Annotated in this window: 16 protein-coding genes and 1 pseudogene; 8 read left to right on the top strand and 9 right to left on the bottom strand. The window is 67.4% G+C overall.

The annotated features are described in order from the left end of the window. Positions 1-40 precede the first annotated feature (40 nt). Entirely contained in the window at positions 41-778 is a 738-nt protein-coding gene (locus N8I84_RS39490; protein ID WP_263234342.1) for a class I SAM-dependent methyltransferase, read from the bottom strand. 207 nt (positions 779-985) lie between these two features. Here N8I84_RS39490 and N8I84_RS39485 point away from each other — a divergent pair, with 207 nt between their 5' ends. Then, complete coding sequence (locus tag N8I84_RS39485; protein ID WP_263234341.1) at positions 986-2,209, top strand: glycosyltransferase family 4 protein; 1,224 nt, start codon at positions 986-988, stop codon at positions 2,207-2,209. A 425-nt stretch (positions 2,210-2,634) separates the two neighbouring features. Further along, the gene (locus N8I84_RS39475; RefSeq protein WP_263234340.1) at positions 2,635-3,435 is read left to right on the top strand and encodes an SDR family NAD(P)-dependent oxidoreductase; all 801 of its coding nucleotides are present in this window, start codon (positions 2,635-2,637) and stop codon (positions 3,433-3,435) included. Positions 3,436-3,476: 41 nt separating this feature from the next. On the opposite strand, the gene N8I84_RS39470 is transcribed toward N8I84_RS39475, so the two are convergent. Next, positions 3,477-4,115: a TetR/AcrR family transcriptional regulator gene (locus N8I84_RS39470; RefSeq protein WP_263234339.1), complete on the bottom strand. Its 639-nt coding sequence runs from the start codon at positions 4,113-4,115 to the stop codon at positions 3,477-3,479. Between the two features lie 269 nt (positions 4,116-4,384). Between N8I84_RS39470 and N8I84_RS39465 the strand changes: the two genes are divergently transcribed. The 3 genes from N8I84_RS39465 (at position 4,385) to N8I84_RS39455 (ending at position 6,456) form a co-directional block, all read left to right on the top strand. After that, on the top strand, positions 4,385-4,825 hold the full coding sequence (locus tag N8I84_RS39465) for a VOC family protein (RefSeq protein WP_263234338.1): 441 nt from the start codon (positions 4,385-4,387) through the stop codon (positions 4,823-4,825). Positions 4,826-5,135: 310 nt separating this feature from the next. After that, entirely contained in the window at positions 5,136-6,128 is a 993-nt protein-coding gene (locus N8I84_RS39460; protein WP_263234337.1) for a zinc-binding dehydrogenase, read from the top strand. A 67-nt stretch (positions 6,129-6,195) separates the two neighbouring features. Beyond that, the gene (locus N8I84_RS39455) at positions 6,196-6,456 is read left to right on the top strand and encodes an EthD family reductase (RefSeq protein ID WP_263234336.1); all 261 of its coding nucleotides are present in this window, start codon (positions 6,196-6,198) and stop codon (positions 6,454-6,456) included. Here the strand turns inward: N8I84_RS39455 and N8I84_RS39450 are convergent. The 3 genes from N8I84_RS39450 to N8I84_RS39440 all read right to left on the bottom strand — a co-directional run bounded on the left by N8I84_RS39450 (position 6,443) and on the right by N8I84_RS39440 (position 8,748). Continuing rightward, a complete protein-coding gene (locus tag N8I84_RS39450) occupies positions 6,443-7,303 on the bottom strand; it encodes a DUF427 domain-containing protein (protein WP_263234335.1) in 861 nt (286 codons plus the stop codon). The genes N8I84_RS39455 and N8I84_RS39450 overlap by 14 nt on opposite strands. Positions 7,304-7,378: 75 nt before the next feature. Then, on the bottom strand, positions 7,379-7,807 hold the full coding sequence (locus N8I84_RS39445) for an ATP-binding protein (protein ID WP_263234334.1): 429 nt from the start codon (positions 7,805-7,807) through the stop codon (positions 7,379-7,381). 71 nt (positions 7,808-7,878) lie between these two features. Continuing rightward, positions 7,879-8,748 carry an alpha/beta fold hydrolase gene (locus N8I84_RS39440; RefSeq protein WP_263234333.1) on the bottom strand — a complete coding sequence of 290 codons (870 nt, stop codon included), beginning with the start codon at positions 8,746-8,748 and terminating at the stop codon, positions 7,879-7,881. Positions 8,749-9,735: 987 nt separating this feature from the next. On the opposite strand from N8I84_RS39440, the gene N8I84_RS39435 reads away from it, so the two are divergent. Further along, the gene (locus tag N8I84_RS39435) at positions 9,736-10,251 is read left to right on the top strand and encodes a CGNR zinc finger domain-containing protein (RefSeq protein WP_263234332.1); all 516 of its coding nucleotides are present in this window, start codon (positions 9,736-9,738) and stop codon (positions 10,249-10,251) included. Positions 10,252-10,472: 221 nt separating this feature from the next. Here N8I84_RS39435 and N8I84_RS39430 read toward each other — a convergent pair whose 3' ends face one another. Next, a complete protein-coding gene (locus N8I84_RS39430) occupies positions 10,473-10,904 on the bottom strand; it encodes a VOC family protein (protein WP_263234331.1) in 432 nt (143 codons plus the stop codon). A 255-nt stretch (positions 10,905-11,159) separates the two neighbouring features. Between N8I84_RS39430 and N8I84_RS39425 the strand changes: the two genes are divergently transcribed. Then, on the top strand, positions 11,160-12,920 hold the full coding sequence (locus tag N8I84_RS39425; RefSeq protein ID WP_263234330.1) for an MOSC and FAD-binding oxidoreductase domain-containing protein: 1,761 nt from the start codon (positions 11,160-11,162) through the stop codon (positions 12,918-12,920). Positions 12,921-13,046: 126 nt separating this feature from the next. On the opposite strand, the gene N8I84_RS39420 is transcribed toward N8I84_RS39425, so the two are convergent. The 3 genes and pseudogenes from N8I84_RS39420 to N8I84_RS39410 form a co-directional block, all read right to left on the bottom strand. Next, entirely contained in the window at positions 13,047-13,724 is a 678-nt protein-coding gene (locus N8I84_RS39420; protein WP_263234329.1) for a TMEM175 family protein, read from the bottom strand. A gap of 918 nt (positions 13,725-14,642) precedes the next feature. Beyond that, on the bottom strand, positions 14,643-14,960 hold the full coding sequence (locus tag N8I84_RS39415; protein ID WP_263235030.1) for an alpha-L-rhamnosidase C-terminal domain-containing protein: 318 nt from the start codon (positions 14,958-14,960) through the stop codon (positions 14,643-14,645). A gap of 21 nt (positions 14,961-14,981) precedes the next feature. Further along, a pseudogene (locus N8I84_RS39410) lies at positions 14,982-15,296 on the bottom strand (alpha-L-rhamnosidase-related protein); the annotation flags it as partial. 478 nt (positions 15,297-15,774) lie between these two features. On the opposite strand from N8I84_RS39410, the gene N8I84_RS39405 reads away from it, so the two are divergent. Beyond that, positions 15,775-16,251, top strand: a complete 477-nt coding sequence (locus N8I84_RS39405; RefSeq protein ID WP_263234328.1) for a hypothetical protein — start codon at positions 15,775-15,777, stop codon at positions 16,249-16,251. Positions 16,252-16,450: the final 199 nt, after the last annotated feature.

Below are 16,450 nucleotides of genomic sequence, written 5' to 3'. Positions count from 1 at the left end.
GCGTCCCCTCCGCGCCGACATCGGCGTTGCGCTGCTCGGCTCAGTGCGGCCACCGTGCGTCAATGTCGGTGACCGAGCCGGCCGCCGCAGCCATCAGCAGCCCCGTCTTCCGGACACAGACACCGCCGAGGGTCATCAACTCGGCCACCTGATGCAACCGGTTGCCACGAGTCGGCGACACGCCACTGCCGCCGGGAGCCGTGGCGGTGCGTCGGTAGACGGCCAGGCTGCCGCTGCGTCCCTTGTATGCGAAGTCCCGGCGCCGAAGCAGTACGGTCATGATCGCAAGCGTGACCTCGACGGAGTAGAAAGCGTCGTGGATCGCGAGCCAGCCTCCGGGCCGCAGTTGACGACAGACACGCCGCAGGTCCTGCGCCGCATCGCGGAAGCGGTGAGAACCGTCGACGAAGACCAGTCCCGCCGCCTCGATGACTTCGTCCGGAGTCTGTGCCGACCGCATCCGTAGATGCCTCACGCGTCCTTCCGCACTGGCGAGCGCGATGTTTCGGTGGAACTCCAAGTGCACCGCCTCGGAATCTACACCGGCAACTGCGGACCTTCCGGGCCTCGGGCCGACTTCGTCACCCTCGAAGGGGTCGACGGCATAAAGAACGACGCCTTCAGCAGCGCCCGAGATCAACGAAAGCGTAGACCGCCCGAGGAAAGATCCGAATTCCACGATGTGCGCCCCGTCGGGAATGCGCGAAGCCAGCTCCGAAAGAATTCCTGCCTGCTTCAGCGTGAGCCAGCCGGCAACATGAGAGACGATCTCCCTCACGCATTCCTCTGCTATGGGGGACGTGCACCGGTACTTCATTCGGCAACCCCGATTGCGACGTCGACCCAAAGAGTGCAACTGAGAGTGACACGCCACCGAGCCTCTGTCAAGATGCCATGAGACCTGCGGACTTGATGAAAATGACGACTCGGTCGGTCCCTCTCGTCCCGGCCGTCACAGCTTTACGCGGCAGACAGGAGACTGAGTTTGCGGCAGCATGAAACAGTTCGGATCACCGGACCGGAAACCCTGAGGAAAACCCTTGCCAACGCAGCCATCCGGAGAATTCTCATACTGGCGTGGCGTGACGTACAGGACGGTGCGGCAGGTGGTTCTGAATACCACACGAGCGCCATGGCGAAAGTCTGGGCCGACGCGGGCGTCGAGGTATTGCTGAGGACCTCGACTGCGCCGGGGCTTCCCAGCCGAGCGATCAGGGACGGATACCAAGTGGTGCGCAGGGGCGGCAAACTCACGGTGTTCCCGGCTCTCCTCGCAGAGTCAAGGCTCTTGCGGCGGCCGGGCACGGGGGTGGTGGAGGTATGGAACGGCGTTCCCTGGTTGGCGCCGCTGTGGGCCGTCGGTCCCGCCGTCACCTGGGTGCATCACGTTCATGGCCACGTGTGGCAGGAGCACTTCGGGCCGCTTGTCGGCCGCTTTGGCTGGCTCGTCGAATCACGACTGGCCCCACGACTGTACCGGCGCGCCCGTATCTGTACGCCAGGGAACTCCACCCGTGATGACTTGGTCAGGCGGCTGGGACTGCCCCTGTCGTCGATCAGCGTGATCCCTCCGGGCGTCGACCGAGCATTCAGCAGTGCCCCGCCCGGTGCGGGCGTCGAGGGTGACGGCCGGTCATCCTCCCCCACGGTGCTGGTGGTGGCGCGGATGGTGAAGTCCAAACGGATCGAGCTGGTGATCCGGGCGATGTACCAGGTGGTGGAGCGTCACCCGACGGCGCGGCTTTATGTGGTCGGTGACGGTCCGGAACGCGCCCGCCTTGAACGCTTGAGCGTGTCCTGCTTCGGTCACTCAGCCGCGGTCGTCTTCCTCGGACGTGTGGAACAGGCGGAACTCATCCGCCGGTATCGCTCGGCCTGGTTGTTGGTCAGCGCCTCCTCGGCTGAGGGGTGGGGTCTGGCCGTCAGTGAGGCCGCGGCCTGCGGCACACCGGCCGTCGTCACCGACATACCGGGCCACCGCGACGCGGTGATGGATGAGGTCACCGGATTGCTGGTCCGACCCGGACAACTCGCCGGCGCCATCGAGCGGCTTCTCGTCGACCACCACCTGCGCCGACGTCTCGGGAACCAGGCGGCCCACCACGTAGCCCGCCTGCGCTGGGAGACAACCGCCTGGCGTACGGCAGAGCTCTTGGTCACGGCGACTCAGGCGGGACCGCGAACCGGGAAGGAGGGGTCGACTCGGTAACTGGCCGGGCCAGGGCCTCGAGGGGCCCGGCGCCTTTCAGATGCCGTCCGGCAGGACGACCTGCCCACCATCCACACCCTCGCCGCAGGCATCGACCGCGTCCTGGACGCCGTCATCGCCGGTCTGACCTTGCCCTGGAACTCGGGTGTGGTCGAGGGGCACGTCAACCGGATCAAGATGCTGAAGTGCCAGATGTCAGGCCGGGCCGGCTTCCGACTCCTCCGGAAGCGCGTCCTGCTGTCGTGACGCAGAGTCGTCGCCCCCACAGTTGTCGAGTCAGAACTCGGGTCTGGAGGCGATCACAGCGGTGCCCGGGCTCTTCCCCCTCCACAGGAAGTCTACAGCTGTATACTTGCGTGAGAGTTACTTCGTATGACCGCAGAGTGCGGGTGTGCGAAGCGGGTCCCATGAGAGGGAAATACGAGATGAACCTCAACCTGACCGGTAAGCGCGCGCTCGTCACAGGTTCGAGTGCGGGGCTCGGCGAGGCCACCGCGAAGCTGCTGGCGGCAGAGGGTGCCGCGATCGTGGTCCACGGCCGGGACAAGGACCGCACGGAGAAGGTCGCGCGGGAGATCCGCGAGGCCGGCGGGACGGCCGACACGGTCGTCGGTGACCTTGCCGACGACCGTGCCGCAGCCGACGTCGCCCGCGTCGCCACGGCGGACGGCCCCGTCGACATCCTGGTCAACAACGCCGGCTTCTACCGGCACCTGTCCTGGGCCGAAGCCACCCCCGAGGAGTGGCGCGACACCTACAACGTCAACGTGGTCTCAGGCGTCCGCATGATCCAGCACCTGGTCCCCGCCATGCGCGAACGCGGCTGGGGCCGTGTCGTCACCATCGGCGGCGGACTCGCCTCCCAGCCGATGAACACCCACCCCCAGTACAACGCCACCCTGGCCGCCCGGCACAACCTCGCCGTCTCCCTCGCCCGCGAACTCAAGGGCACCGGCGTCACATCCAACATCGTCTCCCCCGGAGCGATCCTCGTCCAAGCCACCAAGGACCTGGTCACCGACATCGGGCCGGCCCGCGGTTGGGGCCGGACCTGGGAGGAGATCCAGCCCAACGCCGTCCAGGCCCTCATCCCCAACGACCAGGAACGCTTCGGCGAACCCGAGGAGATCGCCGCAGCCGTCGCCTACCTCTGCAGCAACCACGCCCAGTACATCAGCGGAGCCACCATCCGCGTCGACGGCGGACTCATCCGCTCCGCCTTCTGAGGCACACCCACCCCGCCGTCCCGCGTGCCGTCGACGGACGGCTACCCGTCGGTGACGGGCAGACCGGTTCCTGGCACCGACCCGCCACCCGCCCCGCGGATGACCGGTTCGAGCATGTCGGCGACGAGCGCGGCGAGGCGGCCGTCGTCGGCCGAGACGAGCGCGGTGGTACCGACGACACTGCGCAGCAGCCACGTTCCGGCGACCAGCGCGAGGGCAAGTTGCGCACGGACGTCGGCGTCCTCTGCGTCCTCCGCGTCCGGTCCTTCGAGCAACCTCGCCAGACGGGCGCCCACATGGGTTTCCACGCCTTGCCGGACGATGTCCACCGCCTCCGGATCCGGTGCCGACCGCAGCAGCAGGAGAAACGGGTCGAGCCGCTCGGCGCCGGGGGCGGTGCGTTCGGCGAGCGTGTGGGCGATGGTGCCCGCCAAACCGGTGCGTTCACCGCCGACGACGGTCGGCGGTGCGAAGGCGCGATCGACGGCCTGCGCGAACAGGCCTTCCTTCGAGCCGAAGTAGCGGTTGATCATCATCGCCGTCACACCCGCCCGCTCGGCGATCTGACGCACCCCGGCCCCGGTGTATCCGTGCTCGGTGAACTCCACGACCGCTGCAGCCAGAATCGCCTCGCGTGTCGCGGCGCCATCGCGCCTGCGCGCAGGACGTTCAGTGCTCATGGGCAGGAGCATACGCGGCGCCGACGCACGGATTCCGGGACGGCGGAGCCGCGATGGGCCCGCCGGACGAGCAAGATCGCTCGCAAGGCGAGGCGCCCCGCCGACGTAACTCACAGTGGCCGCACCACAGAAGTTGAGCCAGAACCCGAACCCACGAACAAAGCCATCCAGAACTCAGCCCGTTTACGGGTGTCGAGAACGGGCCGTCGGCTCCGTCCTCGGTATACCGGTGGCCTCAAAGGGCCGCGCAACGCAGAGGGAGAACCGTCATGACGCTTCAGCGGATGGACAACGTCGGCATCGTTGTCGACGACCTGGATGCCGCCGTCGCCTTCTTCACCGAACTGGGCATGGAGGTCGAAGGCAAGGCGCAGATCGAGGGCCTCTTCGCGGATCAGGCCGTCGGACTCGACGGAGTCCGCAGCGACATCGCGATGATGCGGACCCCGGACGGCCACGGCAAGCTGGAGCTCGCGCAGTACCACACCCCCGCGGCGATCGGCGACGGATCGCACAACCCGCCGCCGAACACGCTGGGCCTGCACCGGGTCATGTTCGCCGTCGACGACATCGACGACACCATCGCCCGCCTACGCCCCCATGGCGCCGAACTGATCGGCGAGGTAGCGCAGTACAAGGACATCTACCGCCTCTGCTACCTCCGCGGCCCCTCAGGCATCATCCTCGCTCTGGCCGAACAGATCGGCTGACGGCCCTTCGCGGCCGGTCTGCGAGCAATCAGAACAATGCGCTGGACTGATGAGGGAGGACAGGCGACGAACGTCCGTCTCATCCGTCTCCAAAGCGAGCCGGCACCCCCACCGCCGTGTCCCACGAGCCGCGGCGAAATCAGAAGAACGGCGGTTCTCCAGACACCCGCAATTGAGCAGCGCGACGACACACGTCGATGGGTCGATTCCTTTCTGCGGTGTCCGGGGTCTACATGGTGGGAGGGCGCGGCCCGCACGACGGGCCGGCCGGTCTCCCTCATGTACGCCGAGAAGGAAAGGCTGATCGCCAATGAGCATTCCCGCGACCATGCGCGCGCTGCAGCAGACTTCCCTCAACGGCCCGCAGGACATGCGCCTGATCACCGACGCGCCGGTGCCGAGTCCCGGACAGGGAGAGATCCTGATCCGCGTCACCGCCGCCGGGGTGAATTTCGCCGACATCTCGAAGGCCCACGGCGCGTTCCTGGACGGCCCGCAGCCACCGTACCTGGCGGGTTTCGAGGCCGCCGGTGAGGTCGTCGCGGTGGGCGAGGCAGTGACCGGTCCGCAACCGGGGGCCCGCGTCGTCGGCGTCGGAACCGGCTCTTTCGCCGAGTACATGGTCCTGCCCGCGGCTGCGGCGGTGCCCGTGCCTTCGGGCTGGACGGAGCAGCAGGCGCTGGGTCTGGTCGTGAACTGGCCCACCGCGCTGGCCGCGCTGAAGCCTCTGGGTGGCATCGCTGCCGGGCATGTCGTGCTGATCCACGCTGCGGCGGGCGGGACCGGCCAGGCTGCGGTGAGAATGGCCAAGCACTACGGCGCGACGGTCATCGCCACCGCCTCGCCGGTCAAGCACGAGACAGTGCTGGCACTGGGAGCCGACCACGTCCTGGACTCTGTCGGTGGCGATCTGGCCGCCGAGGTGACGGAGCTGACCGGTGGTTGTGGCGTGGATCTGGTTCTGGAGTCGGCCGGCGGCGCCACCTTCGCCGCCAGCCTGGCCGCGGCCAAGCGGGTCACCGGCCGTGTCGTCGTCTACGGCGTGGCAGGAGGCGAAGCCCCGATCACCAACTGGGAGCTGGTGTACAAGCACCAGGTCCACATCATCGGCCTCGACATCGGCGTGCTGATCAAGGCCGCACCGCGGATGTTCGGCGAGCTGGTGGGTGAGCTGTCCGCGCTGATCGAGGCCGGCGTGCTCGCCCCAAGCCTGCCCACCGCGTACGAACTGGCCGATGGTCCGAAAGCGCTGACGGAACTGGAAGCCAGGGCCACCGTCGGCAAGCTGGCCCTGCTGCCCTGAGCAAACCCCCTTGTACCGAGCCGGTGGCGTCGCACACCGGAGGTTGGCATGACAGGAGTTGAAACAGATGACCGCAACCGTGGGCCCGGCCGCCAGGCAGATGGCGCGATTCGTCGTGCTGTACGACACCCCCTCCGACGTCGAGGCGTTCGAACGTCACTACAACGATGTCCACGTTCCGTTGGCGAAACAGTATCCGGGCCTGCGTCGTTACACGCGCAGTCATAAGCCCACAGCAGTGATCGGCACGCCGTGCTACATCGCCGTGGGCCAATGCGTTGTGGCGGCGAGCTCGGCGTACGTGTGGTGCGGTGTCACCGCGCCCTGACCTCGTCGACGTCCAGACCACGGTCGATGCCGTGGGAGATGACCTTCTGCCCGGGCTCGAGTTCGAGACGCTTGCCGTCGAGGTAGACCTCGACCTGGTCGGGCTCGAAGGAGACCATGTCGTTGATGCGTCCAACCTCGGTGTAGGCGTTGCGGTAGGACCAGGCGGCGCGGTGGGCGTCGCCGATGTCGTAGTAGTCGCACAGGCCCTTGTAGGGGCAGAAGGTCTGTCCTTCGACGGGTCGCAGCTGGGTCTCGTCGATGTCGGCGCGCGGGACGTACCAGCGCGGGCCGAAGCCTGATTCGTAGAGCACGATGGGGTGTTCGGACCGGGCGATCACGGTGTCGCCGACGCGGACCTCCAAGGTGCGCGAGGTGTTGCGGATGTCGATGCGGTGGTACGGGTCCGCAGCGTGACCCAGGATGCGTTCGTCCTCCTCGTAGAAGGCGTCCATCGCCCGCCACGCGAAAGCGATACGGCCCTGGAGTACGGTGGCGTGACCGGGCAGCGCGGTGAAGTCCCAGGCCGCGCGTTCTGCGGTGCGCTCGCCCGCGCGCACCGCGTACCAGGCGGTGTCTCCGAAATCCTTGTGGCGGGTGGTCTTTCCGCTCGCGACCAGGGCCTGCTCATCGATGTCCTCGCGGGGGAAATAGGCGACCGGGTAGCGGCCCGGTTCGTGCAGCAGGATGACGTTCTCGCTGTCGGCGATCCACGTGTCGTTGAACTTCACGCGCATGCGGCGACGCAGCCGCTCGGCGAACAGCAAGCGCTCGGGCAGGGGCTGGGGAGTGAGGAAGTGTCCGATCGCGCCGGCGGAGAGGGGGCCCTGCTGCCAGGACAGTCCCATGGTGTGTTCCCTTCCGGGTGCGGGGTGCGGCGTGGAGCCTGCAGCTTGATGGGTGCGGGTGGTGGTCGGCGCCGGTCAGGGCGTGCAGGAGCAGCGGGAGACGGCTGCTTCGGGCCGGCGGAAGCAGATCCAGACGACCTTGCCGTCGTGGTCGGCGTCTTCGGTCTGCACTCCCCAGTCGTCGCAGAGCTCCCGGACGATGTGCATGCCTCGCCCGTCTTCAGCGCTCCAGGAGAGGACCGGGGTGCGGACGGCGGCGCGGCGAGTGCTGTCGTGGACTTCCAGGTGAAGGCAGTACGGGTGGCGGATGAGCCGAACCAGGTAGTCACGACCATCCGGGCTCCCGTGCTGGACGGCGTTGCCTGCGAGTTCCGACAGGCAGACTCGGATGTCGTCGCGGCGCCTGCAGCCGCCCCAGGACTCCAGGGCCTGCATCGCGAAGGCGCGGGCGGTGCGCACTGTCCGGGGGGTGGGGCTGAAGGCCCGCTGGGCAAGGTGTGACATGGCGGATCCTTTGCCGGCTGCGGCAGGAGGGGCTGGTAAGCGGTCGCCGCAGCCGCTCGACGCCCTGCGTGTCAGGCGAGGACGCGGGCGAGGAAGTCGCGGATGTGTTCGATGATGGTCTCGAGGTGGCTTTCCAGGGCGAAGTGCCCGGACTCGAGCAGGTGGATCTCGGCTTCGGGCAGGTCCTGGCGGAACGCCTTCGCGCCCGCGGGGCCGAAGATCTCATCATTGGCGCCCCAGACCGCCAGCAGCGGGACCCGGGAGTCGCGGAAGTACTGGTGGACCTGCGGGTAGAGGTCCACGTTGGTGGGGTAGTCGCGGAAGAGCTTGAGCTGGATCTCGTCGTTGCCGGGCCGGTCGAGCAGCGCTTGGTCGTGGACCCAGTTGTCGGGGCTGACCAGGCTCGGGTCGGCGACACCGTTCACGTACTGCCAGCGCGTGATCTCGGGGCTGAGGGCGCCCCTCATCGGGGCTTCGGTGTCTGGTCCCGGGGCCTTGGCATAGGCGAAGACGCCGTCCCAGAAGGGCTTGACGAAGCCCTCTTCGTACGCGTTGCCGTTCTGGGTAATGATCGCGGTGATGCGGTCCGGCGCCTGGAGGGCGAGACGCCAGCCGATGGGGGCGCCGTAGTCCTGCACGTACATCGCGAACCGGTCGACGCTCAGCTGCTGCAGCAGGCCGGAGGTGACCTCGGTGAGGGCCTCGAAGGTGTAGGGGAAGTCCTGCAGGGTGGGCATCGCGGACAGGCCGAAGCCGATGTGGTCGGGCGCGATGACGTGGTAGCGGTCGGCGAGCGCCGGGATCAGGTGGCGGAACATGTGCGAGCTGGTGGGGAAGCCGTGCAGGAGGAGCACGACGGGCGCCTTAGGGTCGCCGGCCTCCCGGTAGAAGACCTCGAGGCCGTTGACGGTGGTGGTGCGGTGGTGGACTGCGGGAGCCATTTATCTAACCCTTCTACCTAGGTTGAGTGGTTACACATCCAGTCGACCACACGCATCCTAACCCGTCAAGGTGCTTTTATCGGTTAGCTCGAGGCGGTGTAGCCGCACTCGGACGAGGCACCCACGGCCGGCCACGAGGCTGGATCCATAGGTGGGGTCAGGTCAGCGTCCAGATCCAGCCTCCGCCCATGGACGGCCAGGAGCCAGCGCAGCTCGCCGTGAGCGCGCCCAGACGACCGAGGTGGAGCTGTCGGTCTCGTGCAACACGGGGACCATGTCCGACGGCCTTCCCTGGCGGGCGTGGCCGACAGGCCTGAGGTGACCGGGCGTCGGCCTGATTCCAGCTGCTGCGGCTCCACGTTCGAGGCCGTGCGGGCGCATGAGGCGGCGCGGTCCTCGGGCCCGGTAACGACGCACCATTAGGCGCAGGACACAGAACTGCTCGGATCAGCTGCGGCCATCTGTCGGCTGGGCCGCCGTCGCCGGCAGCGGCGCCATCGCGGGCATCGGCGCCACCGGCTTCCATCCCGGTACGCAGGTCCAGGACCAGCCGGCTGCCGCCCAGGCCGAGGCTCAGCTGCGCTTCCCACGCCACCCGGCACAAGGCCGGGAAAGCATTGGACGAGGTCAGGGCGGTCAGCAGGACTGCGGCACCGCCGGATTCGCCGGCCAACAGGGCTTGGCGCGGTAGGCGGCCCGCCTCATACGGCAGGCTGGAGAGCTCGTCGCCGTGACGGCCTCCTGCTCGAAGGCCGTCACATGCGCAGCCGCTCGCGCTGTTGCATCCCGGGAACGTCGACGCCGCCGCCCTGGCGCGCGGTCACGGTCGTGTCCTTCCTGTCGTGGCGACTGCCTGCCTGGCGGGTACGCCTGCCCGGCGGATACGCCTCAACCGATGGGCATCTAACTATCTAAATAAATTTTGCCAGTTAGAATGACGCTCCTTCGTGTAACCTGTCAAGTGAAGCGAAACGGTTAGGAGGTGGCATGGTGAGCGATCGAGAACGGCAGGACGCACTTCTGGAGCTCCTCAACAGCACGCCGGTGGTCAATGGCGTCGTCCAGGACCAGCTGGCGGATCTGGAAACGGCCAGGTCATGGCAGCAGGCCCGCGGCGGCAGCGGCACCGCACAGGAGCAGGAGCACCTCGTGCAGGCCCGTGATGCCCTGCAAGAGGTGGTCCGCGGGAACCAGCCGGTCACCTCGCTGGAGCCGCTCCTGAAGGACGTCACTTCCCACCCCCGCCTCTCCCCCGCGGGCGTGTCCTGGGAGCTCCAGACCCCCAAAGATCGCCGGCTGGCGGTTGAAGCGGTGCTGACCTGGGGCGCACTGCAGGAGACGATGCCCGGCAGACTGCGGCCCTGCGCCAATCCCGAGTGCCGGCGATTTCTCCTGGACCGCAGCAAGACCAACAAGGGCCGCTGGTGCTCGATGGCCCTGTGCGGCAACCGCATGAAGGCCAGGCGCCACTACCAGCGCACCCGGGATGCAGCCGCCGAATAACTCCCGAGCCCCCAGAACAGGCGGCCGGACTCAGCCCTGAGCAGCAGGAACTTCCCCCGACCGGTCCCTGGCTGCGGTATCGACCGTGGGCAGCCTCCTCCGCCGCAGGTCAGCGACAATCACCCGAGCGCGCCCGGCCCCGTCACCGGACCGGAATGCGTGGGCAGCGGCCGAGAACGTCCAAAAAACAAACAGAAAGCCCGGCGCGGCGGGCCCCACCCTCACGCGGAACGAAAACCGCGTTCCTGCAGCATCCACACGTTGCCGTCGGGGTCGGTGAACTCCGCGAAGCTGGCATAGTCCCGCCGCTCCGGGTCGACGCCGGGCTCAAAGCCTCCCTGCCACGTCTCGACTGGCGCCTTGTGACGGATCTCCCCCACGTCGACGCCCCGGCCCGCCAACTCGGCGCACGCAGCCTGGAGATCGGCAACCACCAGGTACAGGCCCTTCACCGAACCAGGCTGCGCATCGGTGATGCCCACGCCGATCTGCACTGAGCAGGCGGAGCCAGGAGGCGTCAGCTGCACGACTCGGAAATCGGGCCTGGGTCCGTAGTCCACGTCGAGATGGAAACCGAGCTGCTCTTTGTAGAAGGTCAATGAACGGTCGACATCACTCACCGGCAGAATGACAACCTCGAACTGGTACTCCATGTGATCATTCTGATCCACCGCGGCACCGCCCCGCCACCCGCGCAATCATGCGCGATCTGAATGATCAGACACGAAAAAGCGAATGACCAGCCCAGATCCCCGCACCCCTCGGCATTCAGCAAATCTCCGCTGACGCCTCAAAAGGCTCATGATCGATGAATAGCGGGCGGCGCAGGCCAAGAACTAGGATCGGGCGCAGCACGTACTTCACAGCGCCATGAGGGGCTGACCCCGGCCACGCCCAGGAGAACCGCAATGGCGACGCTGCTGTCCGTCAACGTAGGGATACCCAAGGACGTCCCCTGGCAGGGAAGGACCGTCCACACAGGAGCGTGGAAGTCCCCCGTGCACGGCCCCCGGATGGTGCGGCGGCTCAACATCGACGGAGACGGCCAAGGGGACCTGGCCGGGCACGGCGGTGAGATGCGGGCCGTCCTCGTCTATCAGGTGCAGTCCTACCAGTACTGGCAAAAGCAGCTCGGTCGCGACGACCTGGCTTTCGGGATCTTCGGGGAGAATTTCACCGTCGACGGACTGCCTGATGACGAAGTGTGTATCGGCGACCGGTACCGCATCGGCGAAGCCGAATTCGAGGTCAGCCAGCCCCGCGTCACGTGCTACCGCGTCGGCATGCGTCTGGGCGAACCCACTATGGCGTCCCTCCTGGTCGCCCACCGCCGCCCCGGCTTCTACCTGCGTGTCATCACCGAGGGACACGTCCAGGCCGGTAACGAGATCACCCTCACCCGAAAGGGTCCCGAACAACTCAGCGTCGCCGACATCGACGCCCTGCTCTACCTTCCCAACCGCGACCCCGAAAAGCTGCGCAAAGCACTCAACATCCCCGCTCTCAGTCCCGGATGGCAGCAATCCTTCCGCGAACTCGTCGCCGCCCAGCAGCCCACACAGGAACCGGGATGGCCGGGCGAACGCGCCAGCGCCCAGCAGCCCAGGGAGGAACCGGGATGGCCGGGCTTCAAGACCATGCGCGTCGCCCGCATCGTCCCCGAGACCCCCACCGTCTCCTCGATCTACCTCGACACCACTGACGGCACACGACTACCGCAGCCCCGCCCGGGCCAGTACCTCTCCATCCGCCTGGACGTCGGCGCAGCCGCCCCCGCCGTGCGCAGCTACTCGCTGTCCTCCGCGCCCGCAGCCGGCACGTATCGCATCAGCGTCAAGCACGAGCCCCACGGCCGGGTCAGCCACTACCTCCACACCAGCCTCCACCCCGGGGACCTCGTGGACGTCGCAAGCCCCCGCGGAGCCTTCGTACTCAAAGAGAGCACCGACCCGGTCCTCCTCATCTCCGCAGGCATCGGCGCCACCCCCGTCCTGGCCATGCTCCACCAACTCGCCGCCACCCAAGACCCACGCCCCGTCTGGTGGATCCACACCGCCCACGACCGCGCCCACCACCCCTTCGCCGACGAGGCCCACACGCTCCTGACACAACTCCCCCACGCCCACGAGCACATCTACTACACAGCCGAAGCCCCGGATCCCGGCCAGCTCCACATCACACAGGGCCGCCCAACCGCCACCTCACTCGCCGCCATGGGCATCCCCGCAAACGCCGACGCCTACCTCTGCGGACCACCGGCCTTCATGGACGATCTCAGCGGCTATCTGCGCGACCACGGCCTCAGTCCCGGCCACATCCACACCGAAGCGTTCAGCGCCCTTCCCGCCATCAACCCCGGCGTCACGCCAACCGCCGTCATCCGGCCGCACCAACCACCCGGCCCCGCCGGCACCGGCCCCCTCATCACCTTTGCCCGCAGCGGCATCACCACCCCCTGGTCACCCACGCATGCCACCCTCCTCGACCTTGCCGAAGCCTGTGACATCCCAACGCGATGGTCCTGCCGCACCGGCGTATGCCACACCTGTATCACCCACCTCGTCGCAGGCGACATCACCTACACCACCCAACCCCTCGAACCCCCAGAATCCGGCACCATCCTCATCTGCTGCAGCGAGCCCACCACCGAAGTCGTCCTCGACCTCTAGCCGGCGAGCAACCCCACCGGCACTCGGCCCTGCCTATGACGCACCGGGCACCCCCTGCCACACAGAGGTCCAGCCGCCCGATACAACTTGTGCAAGGCCGACGACGGGCAGGAGAGACGCGAGCAGTCACGCCTGACGACCACGGTCGGCACGACGCTTTGCCCTTTCGATTTCGCCCTCGATGGGCAGCCAGTAATAGGGGATGAACGCGGCGATCACAGCCATGCCCAGCACGGGAATCAAGGCGCCGAGCAGCGTTCCGGCACCGAGCCAGACAAGGGCCAACCGGAAGCGCCGGCTGATAGCCCTCACTCCAGCGGAATCGATGGTGACAGCGAGCAGCCGACGATCACGGCGGGCATACCACCAGATCACGTTGAACAGAACGGCCGCGAACTCAAATGCGGCACCATGCAAGACGACCGCAACGCGCTGGCCACGCCCGTCATGGAACGCATCGGCCAGCACAGAAGCGGCGAACGGCAAGAACGCAATGTCCATCAACAGCACAGTATTGAGAAACAGCACCACCCGGTCGGCACTGCGGATGTGGTCGAACATGACGTGATGGTTCACCCACACCTGACCGATCAACATAAAGGTGACACTGTATGCCAGATAAGACGGCCAGAGCGTCACGAGACCACGCAAGAGATGACCCGTGTCGTGCGGCGGACGAATTTCCAGAACAAGCAGCGTCACGGCGATGGCAACAACACCGTCACTGAACGCGGCCACTCTGGCAGGATTGCGCTCCACCCCGAAAGGCGTTGGCTTCACCGGTCCATCAAGAGGCTCTGTCATCGCCCCAGTCTCAGACACCGCACACCGCCGGCCAGGACGAAAGGGCATTCCATCAATCTGATGTACACCGACGGGCTCACGTCCTGTTCAGCGTCGCGAACCGGCCGTTCCCCTGGACTGTGGTTCACCTGGCATGGACAGGCCGCGAAGAACGTGCACCGTGGCCGATGACAACGCCGCTTGCAAGCTTGGCCGAGCTCCTCGCCGAGTAGGTCGACCACGGCTGCAGCGACGATGAGGCATCGTCTCCGGAATCAACGGTGGTCGCGGTGCTCGTTGTACCGCTCTTCGTGGAAGCCGGGTGGCCGGCCCAGCACTGGATCCACCTGCGCGCCGCAACCGCGCATGTGCGGTACGAGGAGGGCGGGACCGCCTGTTCGTCAGTGTCGTTGCGGGAACCTGACGGACATCGCCTTCCGGGGCGGAAGCCCCTGATCTTCGATGTCCGGCAAAGCGCCCAGAGGATCGGGATCAGCCGGCTGAGGCCGGAGCCTGGGCATGCACACCCCCCGGCTCTCCCCGCGTGACCAGAGGCGTCAACGGCCTGTCAGGGCCGCTTGGTCAACGCATCGTGAGATGACGTGCTCGTCGGCAGGCTGTTCTGCGATGGGTTCTCACGTGCAGCGGGCTCTTCGGGCGCGAGGAGCACGGCTACCTTGCCGGCGTGGTCGTACGCCTCGGCGAACCGCTCGACGAAACCGGGGTGACCGTGCAGTGCCCGGTGTGTGCGACCGACGGGACGGGTGCACGGCTTCCACGGGCGCATGGTCGCGGACGTGCCGGTGGACGGCCGGCTCGGCCCCGGTCCGGGCCGACACTCGGTACGTGACAGAGCCGAACGATTTACAGTCCCCTTCACAGACGTGAGCCTGCCGGCGCCAGGCTCGCAGCATGGCACCGGCAGGGTGGTGGGCCGGCTCAGCCCACGGCGAAGGTGTAGCTGCCCGCAGAGACGCGGTAGGTCGTCGCGGAATCGGTCCGCTCCTGAGGCGACGGTCGGGTGGAGCCCCTCGCGGTGATGCGGTCATGGGCGTCCGCAGGCACGCGGACCACGGCGGTGCTGCCTGGGGGGACAGTGACCTTGAGGCTGAAGCGGCCGTGGCCGTCCTTCTGCCACTTGCTGGTTACCAGGCCCTGCGGAGTGCGGTAGCTGCCCGAGGCACGGGTGAGGTCCCCGACCACCCCGGGAGCTGTCAACAGCTGGTGGTAACCGATCGAGCCCGGCGCCTGATTGATGCCGGCGAGCTCGTTGACGAGCCAGGCGTCGACCTGGCCCAGGAAGTGGTGGTTCTGCGAGCCGGAACCGTCGAGGGACTCGGAGAGGGTGGTGTGGCCGCTGGTGACGAGGTAGCCGTAGCCGGGCGAGGTGGGGTTCACGACCATGTCGTAAATGATGTCGTCGCGTCCACCCGCGTGCAGGGCCCGGAAGAGCGGCCCGAGCCCGACCGAGCCGCTGGTGATGTGGTTGCCGGCCGTGCGGACGGAGGCGACCAGCCGGTCGAGTACCTGCTGCTGGTCGGTCGCGGGGACCAAGCCGGCGTCCAGGGCCATCGCGTTCGAGGTCTCGCTGTCACTGCCGTAGTAGACGGCTGCGGCATCCTCGTGGTGAACTCGTCGGCCACGGTCGAGGCAAGCTCGGAGTACTTGTCCTGGTCCGCCTTCTTCCCCAGCACACCGGCGATCTGCGCCATGTCGTGCGCGGCCGTGTGATACCCGCCAGTGGGCGGCGGACTGCGCCGATGGCCATAAGCTGGCGGCACGATGAGTCCCAGCAACACCGCCAAAAGCGCAGGGCGGAGAACATGAAAGGCCGACACCGGGCCGGCACGCGGCATCGCCGAGATGACCGCACCCCGGCCCGCACGATTGTGGAGCACCTCGCTCTCGCGGCCCTTGACGCCGTGTCGGACTCCGGCGGTTACGACCCGCTCCTTACGTCGCACACCCGGCTGCCGGCCCAAAGTGGTCGTTGGTCTTACTGCTTATTTCGGAGGCGCGTTGGGCCGGGAGACCGATTCGCGCCCGCTCGGACGACAATACGGTGAACCGCATGAGCGATGCACCGCAGAGGACTTGCCGCGACCGCGCGTTGAGCGTGGTTCGAGGCTACGCGCACAAAGACGCCGCTGCGGTCCAGGAGGCACTGGCCGGTCTGGACGCCAGCGGCTGGATCGAGGTGTACGCCCTGCTGACTGGTCTGCTGCGCTCCACCATCAGCATCATGGAACTGGCCGGCAGGCACTGGAAACTGGACGACCTGGTCCGGCGCTCCGACGACATCGCCACCGCGGCGCCGCCCCACTACGAGTTCGCCATGGCCGAGGCGGCGCGGGCCTGGGCCGTAGGTGACGAGTCGGCGATGCGCGCGTTGTCCTGCCGGGACGTCCCAGGAGCCGTGCACATGACGGCCGTTGGTATCGCCGTTCTGGGTCTGACCCTGTGGGGCAAGGCCGGATTCCTCGATGTCATCGAGGAGTTCGACGCTGCCGCCGACGCACTCGCGAACGATCCGGCTCCTGGCGTCTGACGTCCAGATTCCGGCGTCCGGAGATCAGACTCTCGCCGGCTTCGTCGTCGATGCCACCCGCCTGGCGAAGCCGGCGAGAAACCCCGTCCCATGTTGTACCAAGGACCGTGCCATGAACTTCCGGCCTCCGCTCTCCGCCCTGTTCCCGGGGACCTCGGGCCGACTCCTCACCGCCCTCGTCGGCCATCACACCGTCGAC

This window comes from Streptomyces cynarae, from assembly GCF_025642135.1.
GTDB classification, from domain to species: Bacteria; Actinomycetota; Actinomycetes; order Streptomycetales; family Streptomycetaceae; genus Streptomyces; species Streptomyces cynarae.
Note: the sequence above shows the minus strand (reverse complement) of the source record. Positions and strands in the feature narration are given on the sequence as shown.

What these genes read in the sequence shown, in the direction of transcription:
- N8I84_RS39435 (WP_263234332.1), top strand. Translation starts at nt 9,736, where the DNA reads ATGGTGAGCGATCGAGAACGGCAGGACGCACTTCTGGAGCTCCTCAAC.
- N8I84_RS39425 (WP_263234330.1), top strand. Translation starts at nt 11,160, where the DNA reads ATGGCGACGCTGCTGTCCGTCAACGTAGGGATACCCAAGGACGTCCCC.
- N8I84_RS39470 (WP_263234339.1), bottom strand. Translation starts at nt 4,115, where the DNA reads ATGAGCACTGAACGTCCTGCGCGCAGGCGCGATGGCGCCGCGACACGC.
- N8I84_RS39420 (WP_263234329.1), bottom strand. Translation starts at nt 13,724, where the DNA reads ATGACAGAGCCTCTTGATGGACCGGTGAAGCCAACGCCTTTCGGGGTG.
- N8I84_RS39475 (WP_263234340.1), top strand. Translation starts at nt 2,635, where the DNA reads ATGAACCTCAACCTGACCGGTAAGCGCGCGCTCGTCACAGGTTCGAGT.
- N8I84_RS39440 (WP_263234333.1), bottom strand. Translation starts at nt 8,748, where the DNA reads ATGGCTCCCGCAGTCCACCACCGCACCACCACCGTCAACGGCCTCGAG.
- N8I84_RS39465 (WP_263234338.1), top strand. Translation starts at nt 4,385, where the DNA reads ATGACGCTTCAGCGGATGGACAACGTCGGCATCGTTGTCGACGACCTG.
- N8I84_RS39445 (WP_263234334.1), bottom strand. Translation starts at nt 7,807, where the DNA reads ATGTCACACCTTGCCCAGCGGGCCTTCAGCCCCACCCCCCGGACAGTG.
- N8I84_RS39450 (WP_263234335.1), bottom strand. Translation starts at nt 7,303, where the DNA reads ATGGGACTGTCCTGGCAGCAGGGCCCCCTCTCCGCCGGCGCGATCGGA.
- N8I84_RS39460 (WP_263234337.1), top strand. Translation starts at nt 5,136, where the DNA reads ATGAGCATTCCCGCGACCATGCGCGCGCTGCAGCAGACTTCCCTCAAC.
- N8I84_RS39430 (WP_263234331.1), bottom strand. Translation starts at nt 10,904, where the DNA reads ATGGAGTACCAGTTCGAGGTTGTCATTCTGCCGGTGAGTGATGTCGAC.
- N8I84_RS39455 (WP_263234336.1), top strand. Translation starts at nt 6,196, where the DNA reads ATGACCGCAACCGTGGGCCCGGCCGCCAGGCAGATGGCGCGATTCGTC.
- N8I84_RS39405 (WP_263234328.1), top strand. Translation starts at nt 15,775, where the DNA reads ATGAGCGATGCACCGCAGAGGACTTGCCGCGACCGCGCGTTGAGCGTG.